Source organism: Spirosoma knui (assembly GCF_054780635.1).
The window spans coordinates 158750-175139 of sequence record NZ_BAAGVY010000001.1 but is presented as its reverse complement, the minus strand read 5'-3'; the positions used below and the strand labels follow the sequence as shown (position 1 = coordinate 175139).

Annotated in this window: 16 protein-coding genes; 9 read left to right on the top strand and 7 right to left on the bottom strand. The window is 50.8% G+C overall.

All coding sequences use genetic code 11. The features are described from left to right. Positions 1-47: 47 nt before the first annotated feature. Both ACYVIY_RS00680 and ACYVIY_RS00675 read left to right on the top strand, forming a co-directional pair. Complete coding sequence (locus ACYVIY_RS00680) at positions 48-1412, top strand: neutral/alkaline non-lysosomal ceramidase N-terminal domain-containing protein (protein WP_460974316.1); 1365 nt, start codon at positions 48-50, stop codon at positions 1410-1412. Continuing rightward, a complete protein-coding gene (locus ACYVIY_RS00675; RefSeq protein ID WP_460974315.1) occupies positions 1409-1801 on the top strand; it encodes a VOC family protein in 393 nt (130 codons plus the stop codon). The genes ACYVIY_RS00680 and ACYVIY_RS00675 overlap by 4 nt, the downstream gene beginning before the upstream one ends. A 4-nt stretch (positions 1802-1805) precedes the next feature. Here the strand turns inward: ACYVIY_RS00675 and ACYVIY_RS00670 are convergent, their stop codons facing one another. The 7 genes from ACYVIY_RS00670 to ACYVIY_RS00640 form a co-directional block, all read right to left on the bottom strand. Next, positions 1806-3017, bottom strand: coding sequence for an ATP-grasp domain-containing protein (locus ACYVIY_RS00670; RefSeq protein ID WP_460974314.1), 1212 nt, complete (start codon positions 3015-3017; stop codon positions 1806-1808). Positions 3018-3119: 102 nt separating this feature from the next. Then, complete coding sequence (locus ACYVIY_RS00665; RefSeq protein WP_460974313.1) at positions 3120-4583, bottom strand: leucyl aminopeptidase family protein; 1464 nt, start codon at positions 4581-4583, stop codon at positions 3120-3122. Continuing rightward, on the bottom strand, positions 4573-5670 hold the full coding sequence (locus ACYVIY_RS00660; protein ID WP_460974312.1) for an alpha/beta hydrolase: 1098 nt from the start codon (positions 5668-5670) through the stop codon (positions 4573-4575). The genes ACYVIY_RS00665 and ACYVIY_RS00660 overlap by 11 nt, the downstream gene beginning before the upstream one ends. Positions 5671-6265: 595 nt before the next feature. Then, on the bottom strand, positions 6266-6514 hold the full coding sequence (locus ACYVIY_RS00655; protein ID WP_460974311.1) for a hypothetical protein: 249 nt from the start codon (positions 6512-6514) through the stop codon (positions 6266-6268). Beyond that, a complete protein-coding gene (locus ACYVIY_RS00650; RefSeq protein ID WP_460974310.1) occupies positions 6511-7842 on the bottom strand; it encodes an AAA family ATPase in 1332 nt (443 codons plus the stop codon). Before ACYVIY_RS00650 ends, ACYVIY_RS00655 begins: the two co-directional genes overlap by 4 nt. A 132-nt stretch (positions 7843-7974) precedes the next feature. After that, on the bottom strand, positions 7975-9756 hold the full coding sequence (locus ACYVIY_RS00645) for an ABC transporter ATP-binding protein (RefSeq protein WP_460974309.1): 1782 nt from the start codon (positions 9754-9756) through the stop codon (positions 7975-7977). Between the two features lie 131 nt (positions 9757-9887). Beyond that, positions 9888-10583 carry a hypothetical protein gene (locus tag ACYVIY_RS00640; RefSeq protein ID WP_460974308.1) on the bottom strand — a complete coding sequence of 232 codons (696 nt, stop codon included), beginning with the start codon at positions 10581-10583 and terminating at the stop codon, positions 9888-9890. A gap of 157 nt (positions 10584-10740) precedes the next feature. Here ACYVIY_RS00640 and nusB point away from each other — a divergent pair, with 157 nt between their 5' ends. The 7 genes from nusB (at position 10741) to ACYVIY_RS00605 (ending at position 16334) form a co-directional block, all read left to right on the top strand. Then, entirely contained in the window at positions 10741-11877 is a 1137-nt protein-coding gene (gene nusB, locus ACYVIY_RS00635) for a transcription antitermination factor NusB (protein WP_460974307.1), read from the top strand. A 114-nt stretch (positions 11878-11991) separates the two neighbouring features. Next, on the top strand, positions 11992-12294 hold the full coding sequence (locus tag ACYVIY_RS00630) for a YtxH domain-containing protein (RefSeq protein WP_460974306.1): 303 nt from the start codon (positions 11992-11994) through the stop codon (positions 12292-12294). A 97-nt stretch (positions 12295-12391) separates the two neighbouring features. Next, positions 12392-12844, top strand: coding sequence for a DUF1573 domain-containing protein (locus tag ACYVIY_RS00625; RefSeq protein ID WP_460974305.1), 453 nt, complete (start codon positions 12392-12394; stop codon positions 12842-12844). An 11-nt stretch (positions 12845-12855) separates the two neighbouring features. Next, positions 12856-13179, top strand: a complete 324-nt coding sequence (gene yajC / locus ACYVIY_RS00620; RefSeq protein ID WP_460974304.1) for a preprotein translocase subunit YajC — start codon at positions 12856-12858, stop codon at positions 13177-13179. A gap of 97 nt (positions 13180-13276) precedes the next feature. After that, complete coding sequence (locus ACYVIY_RS00615) at positions 13277-14047, top strand: YbbR-like domain-containing protein (protein ID WP_460974303.1); 771 nt, start codon at positions 13277-13279, stop codon at positions 14045-14047. Further along, a complete protein-coding gene (gene coaE / locus ACYVIY_RS00610; RefSeq protein WP_460974302.1) occupies positions 14044-14664 on the top strand; it encodes a dephospho-CoA kinase in 621 nt (206 codons plus the stop codon). Before ACYVIY_RS00615 ends, coaE begins: the two co-directional genes overlap by 4 nt. Then, positions 14661-16334, top strand: a complete 1674-nt coding sequence (locus ACYVIY_RS00605) for an amidase (RefSeq protein WP_460974301.1) — start codon at positions 14661-14663, stop codon at positions 16332-16334. The genes coaE and ACYVIY_RS00605 overlap by 4 nt, the downstream gene beginning before the upstream one ends. Positions 16335-16390 lie beyond the last annotated feature (56 nt).

The window sequence follows — 16390 nt, the reverse complement described above, 5'->3', positions numbered from 1 at the left end:
CTTTTTTTGTTGCTTGCAGCTCATTTTACTGCGTCGGCCAAGCCGGTATGAAAGTCCTCCGTACACTCTTCAAAGTCTTTTTAGGAATCGTTATTTTCCTGATCCTTTTTCTGGCGGTAAGCTTGGCTCCTGTCGATGAGACCCCTTATCAGCAGATGCCATATTACACCCAGACCAAACAACGACTTGCTCAACTGCCGTTGCCCCAACCGGGTAAAGCTCCACTTCGGGCGGGTTGGGCCAAAACAAATATTACCCCGCCGTACACAACCCCAACGGGGGGCTACGGAGCCCGGCGGGGTGAGCACTGGCGGATTGTCAGCGACTCGATTTTTGCCAGGGCAATTGTGCTGGACAACGGAACAACGAAAGTCGCCGTTATTGGACTCGACCTCCTCATTACGCCACCGACCGTTACTGAAGCGCTCAAAAAACGATTGCCCGAAGTAGGACTACGCTGGGAGAATGTGTACACGGGGGCAATTCACTCCCATAACAGTGTTGGCGGTTGGGCACCGGGCATTGTCGGTCAGTTGATTGCTGGAGGGTATGACGAAAAAATTGTTACGCGCATTACCGACGGCATTTTGAACGCGATTCGCACGGCGCAGGAGAATATGGCTCCGGTTACCATTGGGTTCGGTCAAACCGACGCCAGCGATCACATCTATAACCGCATTGGTTTTTCGGGCCCGATCGGACCACTCGATGGTCAGATCCGTCTGCTCAAAATTCAAAAAAATACGGGTGAGTCGGCCTTACTATGTTCATTTGCGGGTCATGCTACGTTGTTTGAGGGGGATAGGAGCGAATACCTAAGCCGCGATTACCCCGGTTCGCTGGTGGATCGGCTAGAGAAGAAGTCAGCCGATTTTGCCGTGTTTATGGCCGGAGCCGTGGGCAGCACCGGTCCCAAAGCGCGGGGTAATACCGACTTTCAGGAAATTCGGAACTACGCGGGTGATTTAGCCGCCCGTATCGAACGTACCGTACCGCAGATTCAAACCAAACCCGACAGCGCCCTGGCCATACTAACGTTGCCACTGGATTTGCGCGAACCCCATCCGCGTGTAATTGGCAACTGGCGAGTTCGCCCCTGGCTATTCTACGCGGTCTACGGCGATTACCCATCGGACCTGAAAGCGCTACGTATCGGCCAGACGGTTTTGCTCGGTACACCCTGCGATTTTTCGGGCGAACTAGCTGCTGAGATCAATCCCGTAGCCGACCAAAAAGGACTTAACGTAATGGTTACCAGCTTCGACGGCGGCTACATCGGTTACGTAACGCCCGACAAATATTACAACCGCACGACCTACGAAACCCGCGACATGAACTGGTTTGGGCCGTACAATGGCGATTACTTCAAGGAGATGATGCTGGGCTTACTAGAAAAGATTGACAAAAAATGAATCAACGGCTTGTTCAGTTGGCTTTAGTCGTCGACGATTACGACGAAGCCATTCAGTTTTATACCCAAAAACTCAATTTCGTTTTATTGGAAGACACTCGCCTGAGTGATACCAAACGCTGGGTTCGGGTAGCCCCGCAGGGTGAAGGCTCCTGCGGACTGCTACTTGCCAAAGGCGTTGGCGACGAACAGCGAAGCCGAATCGGTAATCAGACTGGTGGGCGTGTTTTTCTGTTCATGCATACCGACGACTTCTGGCGCGATCACAACGCCATGCTCCAAAAAGGTATTCGTTTCGTTCGCCAGCCTGCCGAAGAGCCTTATGGCACTGTGGCTGTGTTCGAAGACTTGTATGGGAATCTGTGGGATTTGATTGAGCCAAAGGCGTAAGCCATTAACTCGTTGCTTTGTTGGGCACCGGTGCCGACGCATGGAAATCGTCGTTGATCCGGCGCATGTAATCGTCCAGCAACTCCAGAATACGGCTTCGATCATCGGAACGAACAATCAGGCCAACGTGGTATTCCTTGTGCATACGCCACCAGATTTCGGGCTCGGTAAAACCGGCCAGATCGGGCCACTGCTGCCGGGCCAGCGAAACAATTAATCCGGCGTGATGTGGTTCGTTAACCGGTGGCACGTAATGTTCTTTTAAGGCCATCGCTGTTTCGAGCTTCGCCCACTCCCGCCATAAATTCACACCGGACGCGGCTTCGACCATCTCGGCAATGTGCGCACCACCCACCCGGGATGCCGTTTCCAGAAAATACAGTTCGCCGTCGTGATCGCCCCGTATGTACTCCGAATGTGAGGCACTGTACCGCATCCCGAACGCTTCCAAGACCTGGTTATTTAACTGACGTAACGCCGTAGCTTCCAGGTCTTCGTCTGCTAACGTAGTAGTACGGAATACCCCTCCCCCATGCGCCACTTCCATCGGCGTAGCCAGGTACTGACTCACCCGCGAAAACACCGCCCGGCCTTCCACTGACAAGCTGTCGACATGATATACTTTGCCGGGCTTGAACTCTTCGATCAGGTATTGGTAGCGTTGATCGCCCAAGGAATGAACGACATCCCAGGCTTCTTCCAGCGAGTGAACCTTCCGGATGCCCGTTGTCGATGCTTCAGAACGGGGTTTGATGAGCCACGGTGCTTCGGTTGTGCGCAAAAAATGGGTGATGCTTTCGTCATGAAAAAGGGGACTGAACGCCGGTACACGAATGTCCGCCCCGGCGGCCCGCGTGCGCATGGCTAGTTTATCCCGAAAATAGCGGGACGTGGTTTGCCCCATACCATCTATGCGGAAGGTTTCGCGGATAAGCGCGGCTTTCTCTACATCAAAATCGTCTAAAGCTACGACCCGATCTATCCAACGCGACCGCATGGCGTGCGCCAGGCCAACGAGCATCCGGTCCAGGTCTTCGGCCGCATTGCTGGGCGAAGGCAGAAAGAATATTTCCGTAATGGCTTCGTGCGGCCAGTCGGCATCAGCCAGTTTCTGGTCCGTCAGCAGGTACACATTATGGCCTAGTTCCTTACAGGTACGCATGAACTCGTGACCTTTGAAGAAGGTAGCAATGCACAAAAAAGACAATTGGCTCATGTCGGGAAAGAGTATCGAGTCAGATTAAAGCGCTTATCCATAGGACAAACTTCATTTACAGCATCTTGTTAGCGGTATTGAACAACCGCCTGAGCGTGTAAACTAGGCCAATTTCTGTAAATAATCAATCAAGAGCCTGATGCCGAAGCCGGTAGCGTTCTTTTGTGAACCAAATTCGGTATCGGCAAAAGCCATTCCGGCAATGTCCAGATGCGCCCAGGCGGGATGATCTTCCGTAAACACTTCCAGAAACTTGGCCGCGGCAATGGCTCCGTTGACCGGTTTTCCGTGGAAGTTCTTTACGTCGGCGACATCCGATTTGATATCTTCTTTATACGCATCCCAAACAGGCAGGCGCCATAATCGTTCACCGGTGCGGTCGGCGGCAGCAGTTAGTTGACTGGCTAACTCGTCGTTCGGCGTAAACAGTCCGGCAGCATGATAGCCCAGTGTAGCGATTACGCTGCCGGTTAGCGTTGCCAGATCAATCAAGACATCGGGCTGAAACTGACGAACCATATAACTCAGACCATCCGCCAGAATCACCCGCCCTTCCGCATCAGTATCGATCACCTCGATGGTTTTTCCGCTGTATGAGGTGACTACGTCGCCCGGCTTGGTAGAACGCCCATCCGTTGAGTTTTCAGTTGACGGCACAATGCCGATTACGTGTACCGGCAACTTGAGTTTAGCCGCTACCTCTACGGTGCCTAGCACGGCAGCAGCTCCGCCCATGTCGCTTTTCATGAGGTGCATGCTCGTCGACGGCTTAATGGACACGCCCCCCGTATCGAACGTAACGCCTTTGCCGACCAGACCAACTTTGGGCGCGTTGGTCACGCCTTCCGGCTTGTATTCAGTAATGATTAGTACGGGTGGTACGTCACTTCCCTGGCTAACGCTCAACAAAGCGCCGAATCCTTGTTTTTCGAGTTCAGCCTTGTCAAAAATCGTTACGTCATAGCCGTGCTGTTTACCCGATGCTTCCGCCCAGTCGGCTAACGTCTGCGGCCGTTTGTAGTTGGCGGGGGCATTCATCAGATCCAGAATTTCGCGCTGGGTTTGAGCCAGTGCTTCGCCCTGCCTTAATGCCATCTCCGCTCGTTCATGTTGATCGGGCGCAATACGAATGACCAACTGACCACTATCCGAATAGATAACAGGCGTATCAGTTTTCTCAGTTTGGTAAAGCCCGAGATCGTAAGCGCCCCCGCGAACACCGAGGACAACAGATTCTACTACGTCTCCCCCGAAGTTGGCCAGATCAATGCTAACCTGTTCAGACAGTTTTGCTTTCTGGTCGAAAAACAGCTTTCGAAACGCCCGCAACCAGTCCATCGCCTGCGGATTTTTGCCCAGGCCTAATAGATACGTTTTCGAACCGTCGGGTGCGTATAAGGCTAATGTTTCCTTTTGCTCGGCTTTAAAATCGCGCTGTAGCGCTGAAGCAGGTATATTTAGGCGTTCAGCAATTGGGGACAGCTGATTGTGCAGTTCATCGGTCTTGACAACCGGAATGATAACGTCTCCAGTGAAGAGAGACTGCTTTTCTAGGTTAATTTGCATCGTAGTGTTCGCCGTAAAATAACCACTCGATCGCCCGAGGAAACTCGCGGCTCCAGTGGACTTCTTCGTGGGTGCCTTCGGGAAGAACGGATAAGTGTACATCGATGGGATTGCCACCGTACTGCTGCTTCTGCAACGACTCTTTAAACCGTTCTAAGTTAGGCACCATATATTTAGATTCAGCTTCGCCCCCGTATACGAATACGCGCATGGGTACCGGGGCCTGGAATTTGATTGCATCGAAATAAATCTTGGGAGAAATCCAGAGCGAGGGCGAAAAAACCATCAGCCGACCGAACGTAGCGGGGTGCATCAGGCCGCCGTAAATACTGATCAACCCACCCAGGGAGCTTCCGCCAATACCCGTATGCTCAGCATCAGACAAAGTCCGCAGATTGGTGTCGATGACGGGTTTGAGCGTCTCGTTAATGAACTTGAGGTATTCCCGCCCACGTCCGTAGCCAGCCTGCCGCGTTTTGTCGACCGTAAATTCCTGAATGCGCTGTTCTCCGCCGTGATGAATAGACACGACAATCAGATCGTGGTGCTGACGACTCGCTAAAATCGCCATCTTCTCTTCAACGCGCCAACTGCCGTACCCCGTACCCTCACCGACCAGATTTTGGCCGTCGTTCATGTACAGCACCGGGTAGCGCTTTTCGGGGTTAGCCTCATAGTCATACGGCAGCAGAACCGTAACCCGACGGTCGGTATGTAGCTGCGGCATATAGAACTCTTCACCATAGAGCTTGGGCAGAAACTCCTCGTTGAACGGCTTCCCGAACCATCGCCAGTGCGGCACAATGTCTGGTTCGTCGTGTGCCCTGGACGCCATAACGCGGTTCGGCACACCTTCACCCGCTGAGCTCAACTCGACATGATCCCAGCCACCTTTGGTATATTTATACTCGACCGGATCAGGCAGGGCTAAATCCTTCGGAAACTCAAAGACGTAATGACCCTCCCCCGTTGGCTGAAGCTGAAAACCATCGGCATTAGAATGCCAGTCGTTGAAATTACCCGATACAAATACCGGGCGGTCATCGATAACGGGTGTGTATAGTTCTAAACGTAATGCGTCTGCCATACCATTTAAAACCCAACCGCCTACCCTTGGTTTAAACTAGTTCGGGAACGTTCGCCCGCACCATCGCGGCAAAAGGCTGAGTGTCTTGCGCAACATTTTGCATGAATACTTTAGCAGTCAGGATTAACTGTTCTAGAAAAGGCCACGACTGATTCATTATACGACTATAATATTGCCGATCATCTTCTGTCAGTTTATCCAGATTAATTCTAGCAAAGGCCTCGTTATTCTTTACATTTTGCAAGTATTTTTCCCGAACCCGATTTAGTTCTGGCCTATCAATGCCAAAACCAGTAATTGATAATTTCCCCTTGTTATCCTTTGCTATTGGAATGTGTCGGTTAAACGTAATGTGATTTTCGGGATTATCTTGTGTAGGATCAATCAGTTGACGTGGCTCAAGCCGATAATCGAATGTATGGTTCTTGGCGCGAAGCGTTTCGTCACTGATAGGAAAGTAATTCTTTTTAAACCGTTGATTACAGATCTGGCAGGAAAAGAATAGGTTGTTCCAGTCGTAAGCTAGCCAATAATAACCGGGCCGGTTTAGTTTTCCGGTACGGGTTACAGTATAGCCAGCCTTAGGCCGAAAATGCTATACATCGCCAAAGCCATTGGCTTGGAAGTCAGCTTCGCAAAAGCAACATTTACCGTGTTGCTCATCAATCAATTGCTGTTTTACAGATTCATGGCCATAGATGCCTGAATCAATGTCAAACTTAGCTGTGCCGGTATTATAAGCATCTGGAGTAGCTTCGTACAGCCGACAGTTTTCAGCCGTAGCTGGTATCCCTTTATGTACGAGCGGAGCCGGGACGTTATCCGATTTGGAGACGCGAATCATTGCACCTGTTGCTGTTGACGTAACACATCGGCTAAGCGCTGAATAATTGTTTCAGCCTGAATTTCGGTTTGATCTTGTCCGGAAGGCACAAAGCCGATTTTCTCATCTAATTCAGCCAGTCGAGCACTTTCTTTCTTTGTCAGTTTTTGCTTAGCTAACAGCTTGTCGCGCTCTGTTTGTAGTTGTGTCAATGACTCTGAACGTGCGGGCACGTGCCCAAACAAATCGCTGTTCAAAATCTGGTCGACACTCCAATTACTAACATCTACGGGATCGTTTGCAACAACCGTTTGGTCACCTTCACGTTTAAGCAGAATGATATTTGCGTCGAGAGGTCGTTCTTCGGCAGCCAATACTATTAGTGGGCTGTGTGCCGTAACAATGAACTGTGTATTAGGAAACGTCGCAGTCAAAAACTGAATTATATTCCGTTGAAATTTTGGGTGCAAGTGCAGGTCTATTTCATCGACTAAGCAAACAGCGGGTTCGGCAAGCGGATTTTCACTGTCTGGATATCGGTCAAGTAACCCTTTGGCAAAATCGACCATCCATGCGATAAGGGTTTTATAACCGAGACTAAGATCACGCTGCCTTACATTACCAAAATTAGTTTTAAAGTATACTGTTGGTGTAACACCTAAATCTACATTAGTAAATATATCATGTACCTGCCCTTCTAAAATTTTTAATAATATCTTTCTTACCTTCTCGTATTGACCTTCATTCTGTTTATTCTTTAGTGAAACATATTCCGCTTGCATCAACCAAGTCTCAGCTCCTATAAGGCTTACATTATCATCAAATAAGCTTAGAGCCGACGCTCCTGTTTGTTGAGTGTTTATTTCATCAGATCTTCTATTGGCGCCAAATCCCTGCACAGACGGGTTATTGTTATATATAGAACTCATAATATCACGGAGAGGATTCTTGCCATCATAAAACCGAGCCACTCCGTCATGTTCGTAAACATTATCTTTTAATTCAATGGAAAACCCTGTTTCGGATATATTATTAACACAATAAGACCATCTAATTCTGCTTAATAGCCTCATCTCAGAATGTATAAAATCACCGCGCTTCAATGTATGAGTTTTAAATAACTGGTGGTTTATCTGAGTGTCTGAAGTCATCACATGATGACCAAAAAATATTGCTTTTAAGACAGTCGTCTTCCCTATCCCGTTATCACCTAAAATAATGTTCCAGCGAGCAGCTTTGCCATTCTCTGTACCGTCTTCAGTTAAATAAATCGTTTGCATCGAGCCGAACGAGCGGACGTTCTCCAACGTAATGCTTTTGAACCAAACGCGGGGATTTTCAGTAGCCATATCTTACTTGATCAAAACGGTCTTTTGTCAGCGTGCCGCTGACCCCGGACGTGGACGTCCAGGCTACATAACAACAAAGGCGAAGATACCGAAATATCCCCGCCCACTAAAAGTAGGAATTCCTTGATCGCTCTACACCTCTTCGGTTTGTAGCTGCTTCTCGTATAATTCGCGGTAAGCGCCATTTTGCGCCAGCAGTTCTTCGTGCGTACCCTGCTCAATGATCTTGCCATCATCGAGCATGATGATATAATCAGCCAGTTTAGCCGACGATACGCGGTGCGAAATCACCACCGATGTGCGGTCGGCCATGATGCGCCGGAGGTTGTTCAGGATGATATTTTCCGTATTGGTATCTACCGCCGATAAGCAATCGTCCAGAATCAGGATTTTGGGATCACGGGCAATGGCACGGGCAATGCTCAGGCGTTGCTTTTGCCCACCCGATAACGTAACGCCCCGCTCACCAACCCGCGTCTCAAACTGCTCCGGGAAGTCGATAACGTTCTGGTACAAGTCAGCATCGCGAACGGCCTGTTCGACCCGGTCCTGCGGCAGGTCCGGCTTACCGAAGCGAACGTTGTTGCTGATGCTTTCGGAGAATAAAAATACGTCCTGCGGTACGTAGCCCATCTGGCCGCGTAATGAGTTCAGGTTGTAATCTTTGATGGGAATACCGTCAATCAAAATCTCGCCCGACGATACGTCATACATGCGCGTCAGCAGGTTAGCCAGGGTACTTTTGCCAGAGCCGGTCGTTCCCAGAATAGCCACGGTTTCCCCCGCCCGAACGTGCATCGAGAAATTGTCGATGGCGATGATACCCGAATCCGGATAGACGAACCGCACATGCTTAAACTCAATCTCGCCGTTAATCGTGTGCTGAATGTCTTTCTGCGAAACGATGTCGGTTTTGATGTTCAGAAACTCATTGATACGTTCCTGCGAGGCAGCTGCCCGCTGCGTCTGGCTGGTTGTCCAGCCGAGGGCCATCACCGGCCAGGTCAGCATGTTCACGTACAGGATAAATTCAGTGATATTACCCGGTGTCAGCCGACCCGCCAGAATCTCCTGACCGCCCACAAATACGACCAGTACGTTACTCAAGCCGACGAGTATAGCTACAATCGGGAAAAACAGCGAATCGACCCGCGTCAGACCGAGTGATTTGGCCCGGTACTCATCGCTTTCGATCTCAAACTTGGCCGCCGAATTGTTTTCCTGGACGAATGCTTTCAAGACCCGGATACCCGAAAAAGCTTCCTGAACGTAGGTCGATAGCCTCGATAAACTCCGCTGAATTTCTTCCGAGCGCCGGATAATGATGTTGTTGACAATGTAAATCGCTACCGACAAAATGGGCAAAGGCAACAGTACGTAGAGCGACAAGCGGGCATTGATGCTTACCATGTACGTAATGACCAGGATGAACAGCACGATCAGGTTGAGTCCGTACATGATACTCGGCCCAACGTACATCCGTACCTTACTGACATCTTCCGAAATCCGGGCCATCAAGTCACCGGTATTATGCTGGCGGTAAAAGCTTAGTGGCAGCGTCTGGTAGTGATCGTATATCTCGTTTTTCAAATCGTACTCCACGTGCCGCGACATCACAATCAGCGTCTGGCGGACCAGGAACAGAAAGAATCCTTTCAGCAACGCCATCACGAGCGTTAATACGCCAAAGAGCAGGATGCTAAAGGCAAAAACGTCGTAGAGTGCAGATTGTAAAGGTGATTTATCGTAGAGGTAATAGATGTCGAGCGTCTCGCGCACCAGGTCAAGCGCGTACCGGACCAGTTGCGCCGGAAAGATGCCGAACAGATTGGAAATGATGGTAAATACCGTTCCCAGAATGAGGTACCATTTATACTTGAGAAGGTATTTGTTAAGATAGGAAAGTGCTTTCACAGGTGGCCGAACCGCTTTTTGTTCCTAACCCCGTGAATCCGCGAAAAGTTGCAGGTTATTACGGATCGATCAGGCGAATGAGTGAAAGGTATATTCACCGATTCACCTGATCGATTTCTGCTTTTTTCAGCTTATTTCTGAAGAACAACTTTAGACACGGCAGCAATCGCAACCAGCGCTAAACCCAGAATCCCCGTTCCGAGCATGATGGCAGCCATAGCCCAGCCCCGCCCCCGGTACCGGTCCTTGTTGCGATTGATCGTTGTCAGACTGGCGGCTCCCATCAGCACGGCTGCCAGTGGTAGCGTTACGCTCAGCACCCACACCAACGTACCGCTGGCCGCCAACAGTAGAGGAACATAGCCCAGTACCGATACACCTAGCGCGATTACCGCCAGTGGATGCGTTCGCCGAGTCGTACTATTGTGATCAATGGTCTGCATCCGGGGAGCAACGTGTGCGGCCGGAATTGAGCGAAACAACCGGCCCAGCCGCTTTGGCGAATGGCTTTCGGGGTTCAGATGCCTGCTGGCGTTTATCGTTAGCGCCGATGCCGGATATTGGGTTGCAATGGTAAGCGCTGAGGCCGGGGAGTCAACGTCGGCGTTCAGGGATGCCGCGCTTGTGTGCATCGAAATGGGGCTGGCCTCCGGCAACGTATCGGCCGAGGCAACAAGCTCATTTGACGGAGGAGCCAGCCGCTCAATGGCATTTCGTTGGGGCTGGAAGTACGCATAGCGGGTCGGCCCGCAGCCAGACAGCAGAGCGAGGACGGAAGCGACGGCGACGGCACGGGAACGGCCGGATCGCCACGTAACAGGGAACATAAAAGAGGAAGTAGAGGTTAAGCCATATAGTTTCGGTTGGGAAAAATACAGTAGATTCCGTATTTTTGCAACCAGTTCAGACAGTTCTTTTTCTTATCGGTAGATTTACTAGTTTTTAGGCGGGATGCTCAATAGGCGACTACTCCGAATAAAGGTCATGCAGGCATTATATGCTCTGCGACAGGCCGAATTTTCTAATCAGCAACTAGCTCTCGATGGCATTGCTGATCTTTTCCAACCCGACCTTAACTCGATGTTGCCGCAGAATAAGCGGCAACTCGAAGGCTACCGAAAGCTTGCCGGTCTGTTGTTTGAAGAGGCCATCAAAACCAATCAGCCCGCTCAGGACGAAGACGCTCCCCAAAAGGTACTCAAAGCGGCTAACGACGGCTTATTGTTCTATCAGATTCGTACGAAGAAAGACCGTCAGCACCTGGCTCAGATGATGATCAAGCAGGTGAACGGTATCTACGACGATTACCTGCGCATTTTGCTGCTGATGGTTGAACTGGGCCATGCCGCCCGCATCGACCGCGAACGTCGGTACCGTGATGTTGATGAGGCTCCGTTCCCCTTTGAGTCGGATCTGAACGACAACAGCGTCGTGAAAGCGCTGGCAGAAAACCAGGCACTCCGCAATGAAGCCGTTCGGCACGGCATTTCGTGGACCGAGGACCTCGGCTTTGTTCGCAAGGCCTTACGTGAGGTGCTGAAGACCGATGATACGTACCGCGCCTACTGCGAACAAAAAACGCATACGGCCGACGAAGATCAGGCGCTGGCACAGTACGTGCTGCGGACATTGATATTTAAGCACGAGGTAATCCGGGATCACTTGGCCGAAATCGACCTGAGTTGGGCCGAGAACAGCGAAGTGGTCCGTGGCTTAGCTATTCGTACGTTAAAGTCGGCCCAGAGTGCAGGGGGATTACAACTCGAACCACTCACCGACGACTGGGAAGAGGACGAATTGTTTTTGACGACCCTGTTCGAGAAGTCGCTCGAAAACGATGCGGATTACGAACAGTTGCTGACCGATCAGCTTAAAAACTGGGACGTTGAGCGCGTAGCCATCCTCGACAGAATAATTCTTAAACTAGCTGTTTGTGAGTTGCTCAACTTCCCAAACATTCCGGTGAAAGTAACGATTAATGAATATATCGAACTGGCAAAAGCCTACAGTACGCCCAAAAGCGGTAAGTTTGTCAACGGAATTCTAGACAACCTTTCCGAAAAACTACAGACGTCGGGACGTCTTCGGAAAAGCGGACGAGGTTTGCTGGATAACAAATAAGAATTATAAAGTTGTCAAGTTGTAAGCGGTTCGCCGTCGCGGTTATAAAGTTGGCCTGGCTACCCTTAGAACTCAGTAACTCTATAACTCTACAACTTTAGAACGTTTAAGAAAATGAGCAGAATTGGCCGTGATTTAACCTTTTTGCTGACCGGGATTGCTACCGGTGCTGTTATTGGCTTGCTGTATGCGCCCGATAAAGGTGAAATTACCCGCGATCGGCTGTCGTTCCGGTTGTCGAAGTACAGAGAGCAGATTGAACAGTTACTGAATGATCTGATCAACTCGGCGGACCTGCCCGAGAACTTATCGAAAAACGAAGGACAGCGCGTTGTAAAAGACGCGCGCGAAAAAGCAGAACGACTGCTGGAAGATGTAGACCGTTTGATGGCGCAAATCAAGCAGCAGAATGCGTAGAGAATTGGCCCGTAAGCAGTTATCACCATAAGTCATTTGGCTCAGCGATAACTGCTTACGGTACCTAATGAATAGTTTACCGATAATTTAACCTGGAATGCATAGTAAACGTTGGCTTTTCATTGCAGCGATAACCGCCGTCAGTTTCGGGCAGATCAGTTGCGATAACCGGCAGCAGGGCGAAGCATCTAAGGAGGTTGCCTCTGGGAAGATGCCTAAAATTACCTTTGCGGAAAAAGGCATTTACGACTTTGGTACCCTTACGGAAGGAGACACGGTTGAGCACGTTTTTGAATTTACGAATACCGGCGAGTTTCCGTTGATCATCAACAACATCACAGCCTCCTGCGGCTGCACAACGCCCGAATGGCCGCGTGAGCCAGTAGCACCAGGAGCCAAATCGTCGGTGCGGGTACGGTTTAACAGCCGGGGGAAAGGTGGTGAGCAGAATAAAACCATTACCATCTTCGCCAATACCGATCCGTCGATGACCGATCTTCAATTCAGGGCGTTGGTAAAACCCAAGGCCGATTCAACTAAAACCTCTTAATTAACCCGCTTATGCATTCGATATTACTACAGGCCGCAGCAGGCTCCGGCACCCCCATGCTTTACAACGTATTGCTCTGGGTGGCTATCATCGGCGTCTTTTATTTCTTTATGATTCGACCGCAGCAGAAAAAGCAGAAGGATCAGAAGACGTTTATCGAAAACCTGAAGAAAGGTGATAACGTAGTTACCATTGGCGGGCTGCACGGCCGCGTAGTGTCGGTGGAAGGCACTACGGTTACCCTGGAAGTTGACCGTGGTGTGAAGATGACCTTTGAAAAAACGTCGATTTCCCGCGAAGCCACCGGCAAGCCCGTAGAAACCGAAAAGCTGTAGTCAGCCAGGAGCTAACCAGGTTGTCAGGGAAACAGGATCCTGCTGCTTGTCGGCACTCCGTTACATTCGCTCACTGCACTTACCTAACTGACCAGCTTTGAATTTCCAACAAAACGCACAATCGTTTCAGCCGACTAAAGCCTTGTTGTGCCTGGCGGCTGCAGCTTTGTTTTGGTTTTTGAACGCGCTGAACAAAACGGGGTATACGCTTAATGTTGAGTACCCGGTACGTTTCGTTTACAACGATTCGCTGTTTATACCCACGTCTCCCCTGCCGCGTACGGTTACCGTCAACGTATCGAGCGACGGTTGGGGATTGTTACGTCATTCGTGGCTTCCGTTTCGCATCGAACCAGTCGACTACGTAGTCAAGAATCCGTTGCAGGCTAGTGTTATCAATACGTCTTCGTTAACGGCCGCCCTGGCCGAACACGTAAAGAAATTGCAGGTTAACTACGTAGTGGCCGATACGCTGGAGATGGATTTCGACCGGCGTATGACCAAAACCATCCGGCTAATTCCCGACAGCCTGCACATTAACCTGGTTCCGCCTTATGTGGTATCGAGCGTAATCAACCTGACGCCCCGTACGATTCAGGTCGATGGCCCCGCCCGCTTAGTTCGTGGTCTGGCCGATACGTTGGTCGTAAAAATTCCTCGCAAGCGCATTGCCGATAATTACGACGAAGAAGTTCCCTTGACTAATCTACGGCATCCGCTCCTTCATTCCAGTGCTGATCGTGTAGCTGTAAGCTTCGAGGTTGGTGAACTCCTGTCGCCACTGCCAACACCGCCACTGGCACCGACCGCTACGCAAAAACCTACTTCGACGCAAAAACCTAAACCCACAACGCGCGCCCGCCGATGAGCCAGACGCCAACCCAAAGACCGTATCAGGTAGGCGTTACGGGTGGCATCGGCTCGGGCAAGAGTGTGGTATGTCAGATTTTCCAGGCGCTGGGTATTCCAGTATACGTAGCCGATGAGCGGGCCAAGTGGTTGACCGAACACGACCCGATTCTCAAAGCCGATATTATCCGTGTGTTAGGCACGAATGCGTATGATGTCGCCGGACATTACAATCGGGGTTGGGTTGCATCTCAGGTGTTCGCGGATTCATCGTTACTGTCGCGGCTAAACGGTGTAATTCATCCACGGGTTATGGCCGACACAGAGGCTTGGGTCCAGGAACATGCCGATAAGCCTTACGTTATAAAAGAAGCCGCTATTATGAAAGCGGCTGGCGATAACAACTCGCTCAACTGGGTCATTACGGTTCAGGCGCCAATACCCCTGCGACTCGCCCGAATCCGGCAGCGTGATCCGTTCCGCTCGGAAGCCGAAACCCTCAACATTATTGAGCGACAGATCAGCGATGAGCAGCGCGTTGCCCTAGCCGATTATGTCATTGACAACGATGAAAGCCAGTTACTGATTCCGCAGGTAACAACATTGCACGAGGCTTTTGTTAATTTTAGTGCATGAAAAAATCGGTACTTATTTTGCTTATCACCTGCACAGGAAGCTTCCTGCTTGGCGCCTTCATCACAGCTTCTAACGACTCCAAGAAACCCCTGACCGCCGACATGGTGGAGGTAGCCGCTCAGTTGTTCGGCCTGGAGTTTACCCCCGCCGAACGCGACTCGATGCTGGGCAACTTAACCAATTTTCGTACGAATTATGAGGAGCTGCGTAGGGTTGAACTGCCGAATGACGTAGCACCAGCCTTATATTTTAACCCACTGCCAGCGGGCTTCAAACTGCCATCCGGCCCCTCGTCGTTCAAAGCGTCACCGGCGGGCAACGTAACGTTGCCCGCTAACCGCGAAGACCTGGCCTTCTACACCGTCGGGCAGTTGAGTGAGTTAATTCGGACACGTCAGCTCTCATCGGTTGAGCTGACGCAGTTTTTCCTGAATCGACTCAAAACGTACAACCCCAAACTGCTCTGCGTGATTACGCTGACCGAGGAACTGGCCCTCCAACAGGCCAAACGTGCTGATGCTGAATTGAAAGCGGGAAAATACCGCGGCCCGTTGCACGGAATTCCGTATGGTGCCAAAGATCTACTGGCAAAAAAAGGGTACAAAACAACCTGGGGGTCGGTACCGTACAAAGACCAAACCCTTAATCAGGATGCGACCGTTATCCAGCGATTGGAGGAAGCCGGAGCCGTTCTGTGCGCCAAAACCACCTTGGGTGAGTTAGCCATGGGCGACGTTTGGTTTGGGGGTATGACGCGCAACCCATGGAAGCCCGAAACAGGTTCTAGTGGCTCGTCAGCCGGAACAGCATCGGCCGTTTCAGCGGGTCTGTTACCCTTCGGCATCGGCACTGAAACTCTTGGCTCTATCGTATCGCCATCAACGATTTGCGGGACGACCGGTCTCCGCCCAACGTTTGGGCGAGTGAGTCGGCATGGGGCTATGGCATTGAGTTGGAGCATGGATAAGATTGGCCCCATTGCTCGTTCGGTTGAAGACTGTGCTCTGGTTTTTAATGCTATTTATGGGCCAGATGGCAATGACCCCACCGTCATGGCGGCTCCATTTCGGTATGCGCCAGCCGCTTCGTTAAAAGGCATGCGGATTGGATACGTCAAAAAAGCGTTTGAGACGAATTACCCAGGCAAAACAAACGATTCACTCACGCTGGAGAGCTTACGTAAATTGGGTGCGGAGCTGGTACCATTCGACCTACCGACGAGCGTACCAGCCAATCGAATCTCCTTTTTATTAGGCGTTGAGGCTTCGGCAGCGTTTGATGAGTTGACCCGCTCTGGACGTGATGATCAGATGGTGCGGCAACTCAAAAACGCCTGGCCAAACCAATTCCGGGCGTCGCGCTTTGTACCCGCCGTCGAATACATACAGGCGAATCGCGCCCGAACGAAGCTAATCAACGACATGAACAAGCAGCTTAAAGAAGCTAAACTAGACGTCTACATAAGCCCGACGTATGCAGGTGGCAACCTAACGCTGACGAACCTGACCGGAAACCCCTGCGTGGTGTTGCCAAACGGCTTTACAAAGCAGAATACCCCGACCAGCATTACGTTCATGGGGCAGTTATTTGAAGAAGGTAAGGTTCTGGCCGTTGCCAAAGCGTATCAGGACGTAACCGATTGGCACAAAAAGCACCCAAGTCTTCAGTAGCTGACCAAGCCGTTAAAGTAGACGAGCGACGTATTGACTGATGCATGTTTTAACAC

Bases quoted from the DNA above. Each gene is read 5' to 3' on its own strand.
- ACYVIY_RS00680 (WP_460974316.1), top strand. From the start codon at position 48: ATGAAAGTCCTCCGTACACTCTTCAAAGTCTTTTTAGGAATCGTTATT.
- ACYVIY_RS00675 (WP_460974315.1), top strand. From the start codon at position 1,409: ATGAATCAACGGCTTGTTCAGTTGGCTTTAGTCGTCGACGATTACGAC.
- ACYVIY_RS00670 (WP_460974314.1), bottom strand. From the start codon at position 3,017: ATGAGCCAATTGTCTTTTTTGTGCATTGCTACCTTCTTCAAAGGTCAC.
- ACYVIY_RS00665 (WP_460974313.1), bottom strand. From the start codon at position 4,583: ATGCAAATTAACCTAGAAAAGCAGTCTCTCTTCACTGGAGACGTTATC.
- ACYVIY_RS00660 (WP_460974312.1), bottom strand. From the start codon at position 5,670: ATGGCAGACGCATTACGTTTAGAACTATACACACCCGTTATCGATGAC.
- ACYVIY_RS00655 (WP_460974311.1), bottom strand. From the start codon at position 6,514: ATGATTCGCGTCTCCAAATCGGATAACGTCCCGGCTCCGCTCGTACAT.
- ACYVIY_RS00650 (WP_460974310.1), bottom strand. From the start codon at position 7,842: ATGGCTACTGAAAATCCCCGCGTTTGGTTCAAAAGCATTACGTTGGAG.
- ACYVIY_RS00640 (WP_460974308.1), bottom strand. From the start codon at position 10,583: ATGTTCCCTGTTACGTGGCGATCCGGCCGTTCCCGTGCCGTCGCCGTC.
- nusB (WP_460974307.1), top strand. From the start codon at position 10,741: ATGCAGGCATTATATGCTCTGCGACAGGCCGAATTTTCTAATCAGCAA.
- ACYVIY_RS00630 (WP_460974306.1), top strand. From the start codon at position 11,992: ATGAGCAGAATTGGCCGTGATTTAACCTTTTTGCTGACCGGGATTGCT.
- ACYVIY_RS00625 (WP_460974305.1), top strand. From the start codon at position 12,392: ATGCATAGTAAACGTTGGCTTTTCATTGCAGCGATAACCGCCGTCAGT.
- yajC (WP_460974304.1), top strand. From the start codon at position 12,856: ATGCATTCGATATTACTACAGGCCGCAGCAGGCTCCGGCACCCCCATG.
- coaE (WP_460974302.1), top strand. From the start codon at position 14,044: ATGAGCCAGACGCCAACCCAAAGACCGTATCAGGTAGGCGTTACGGGT.
- ACYVIY_RS00605 (WP_460974301.1), top strand. From the start codon at position 14,661: ATGAAAAAATCGGTACTTATTTTGCTTATCACCTGCACAGGAAGCTTC.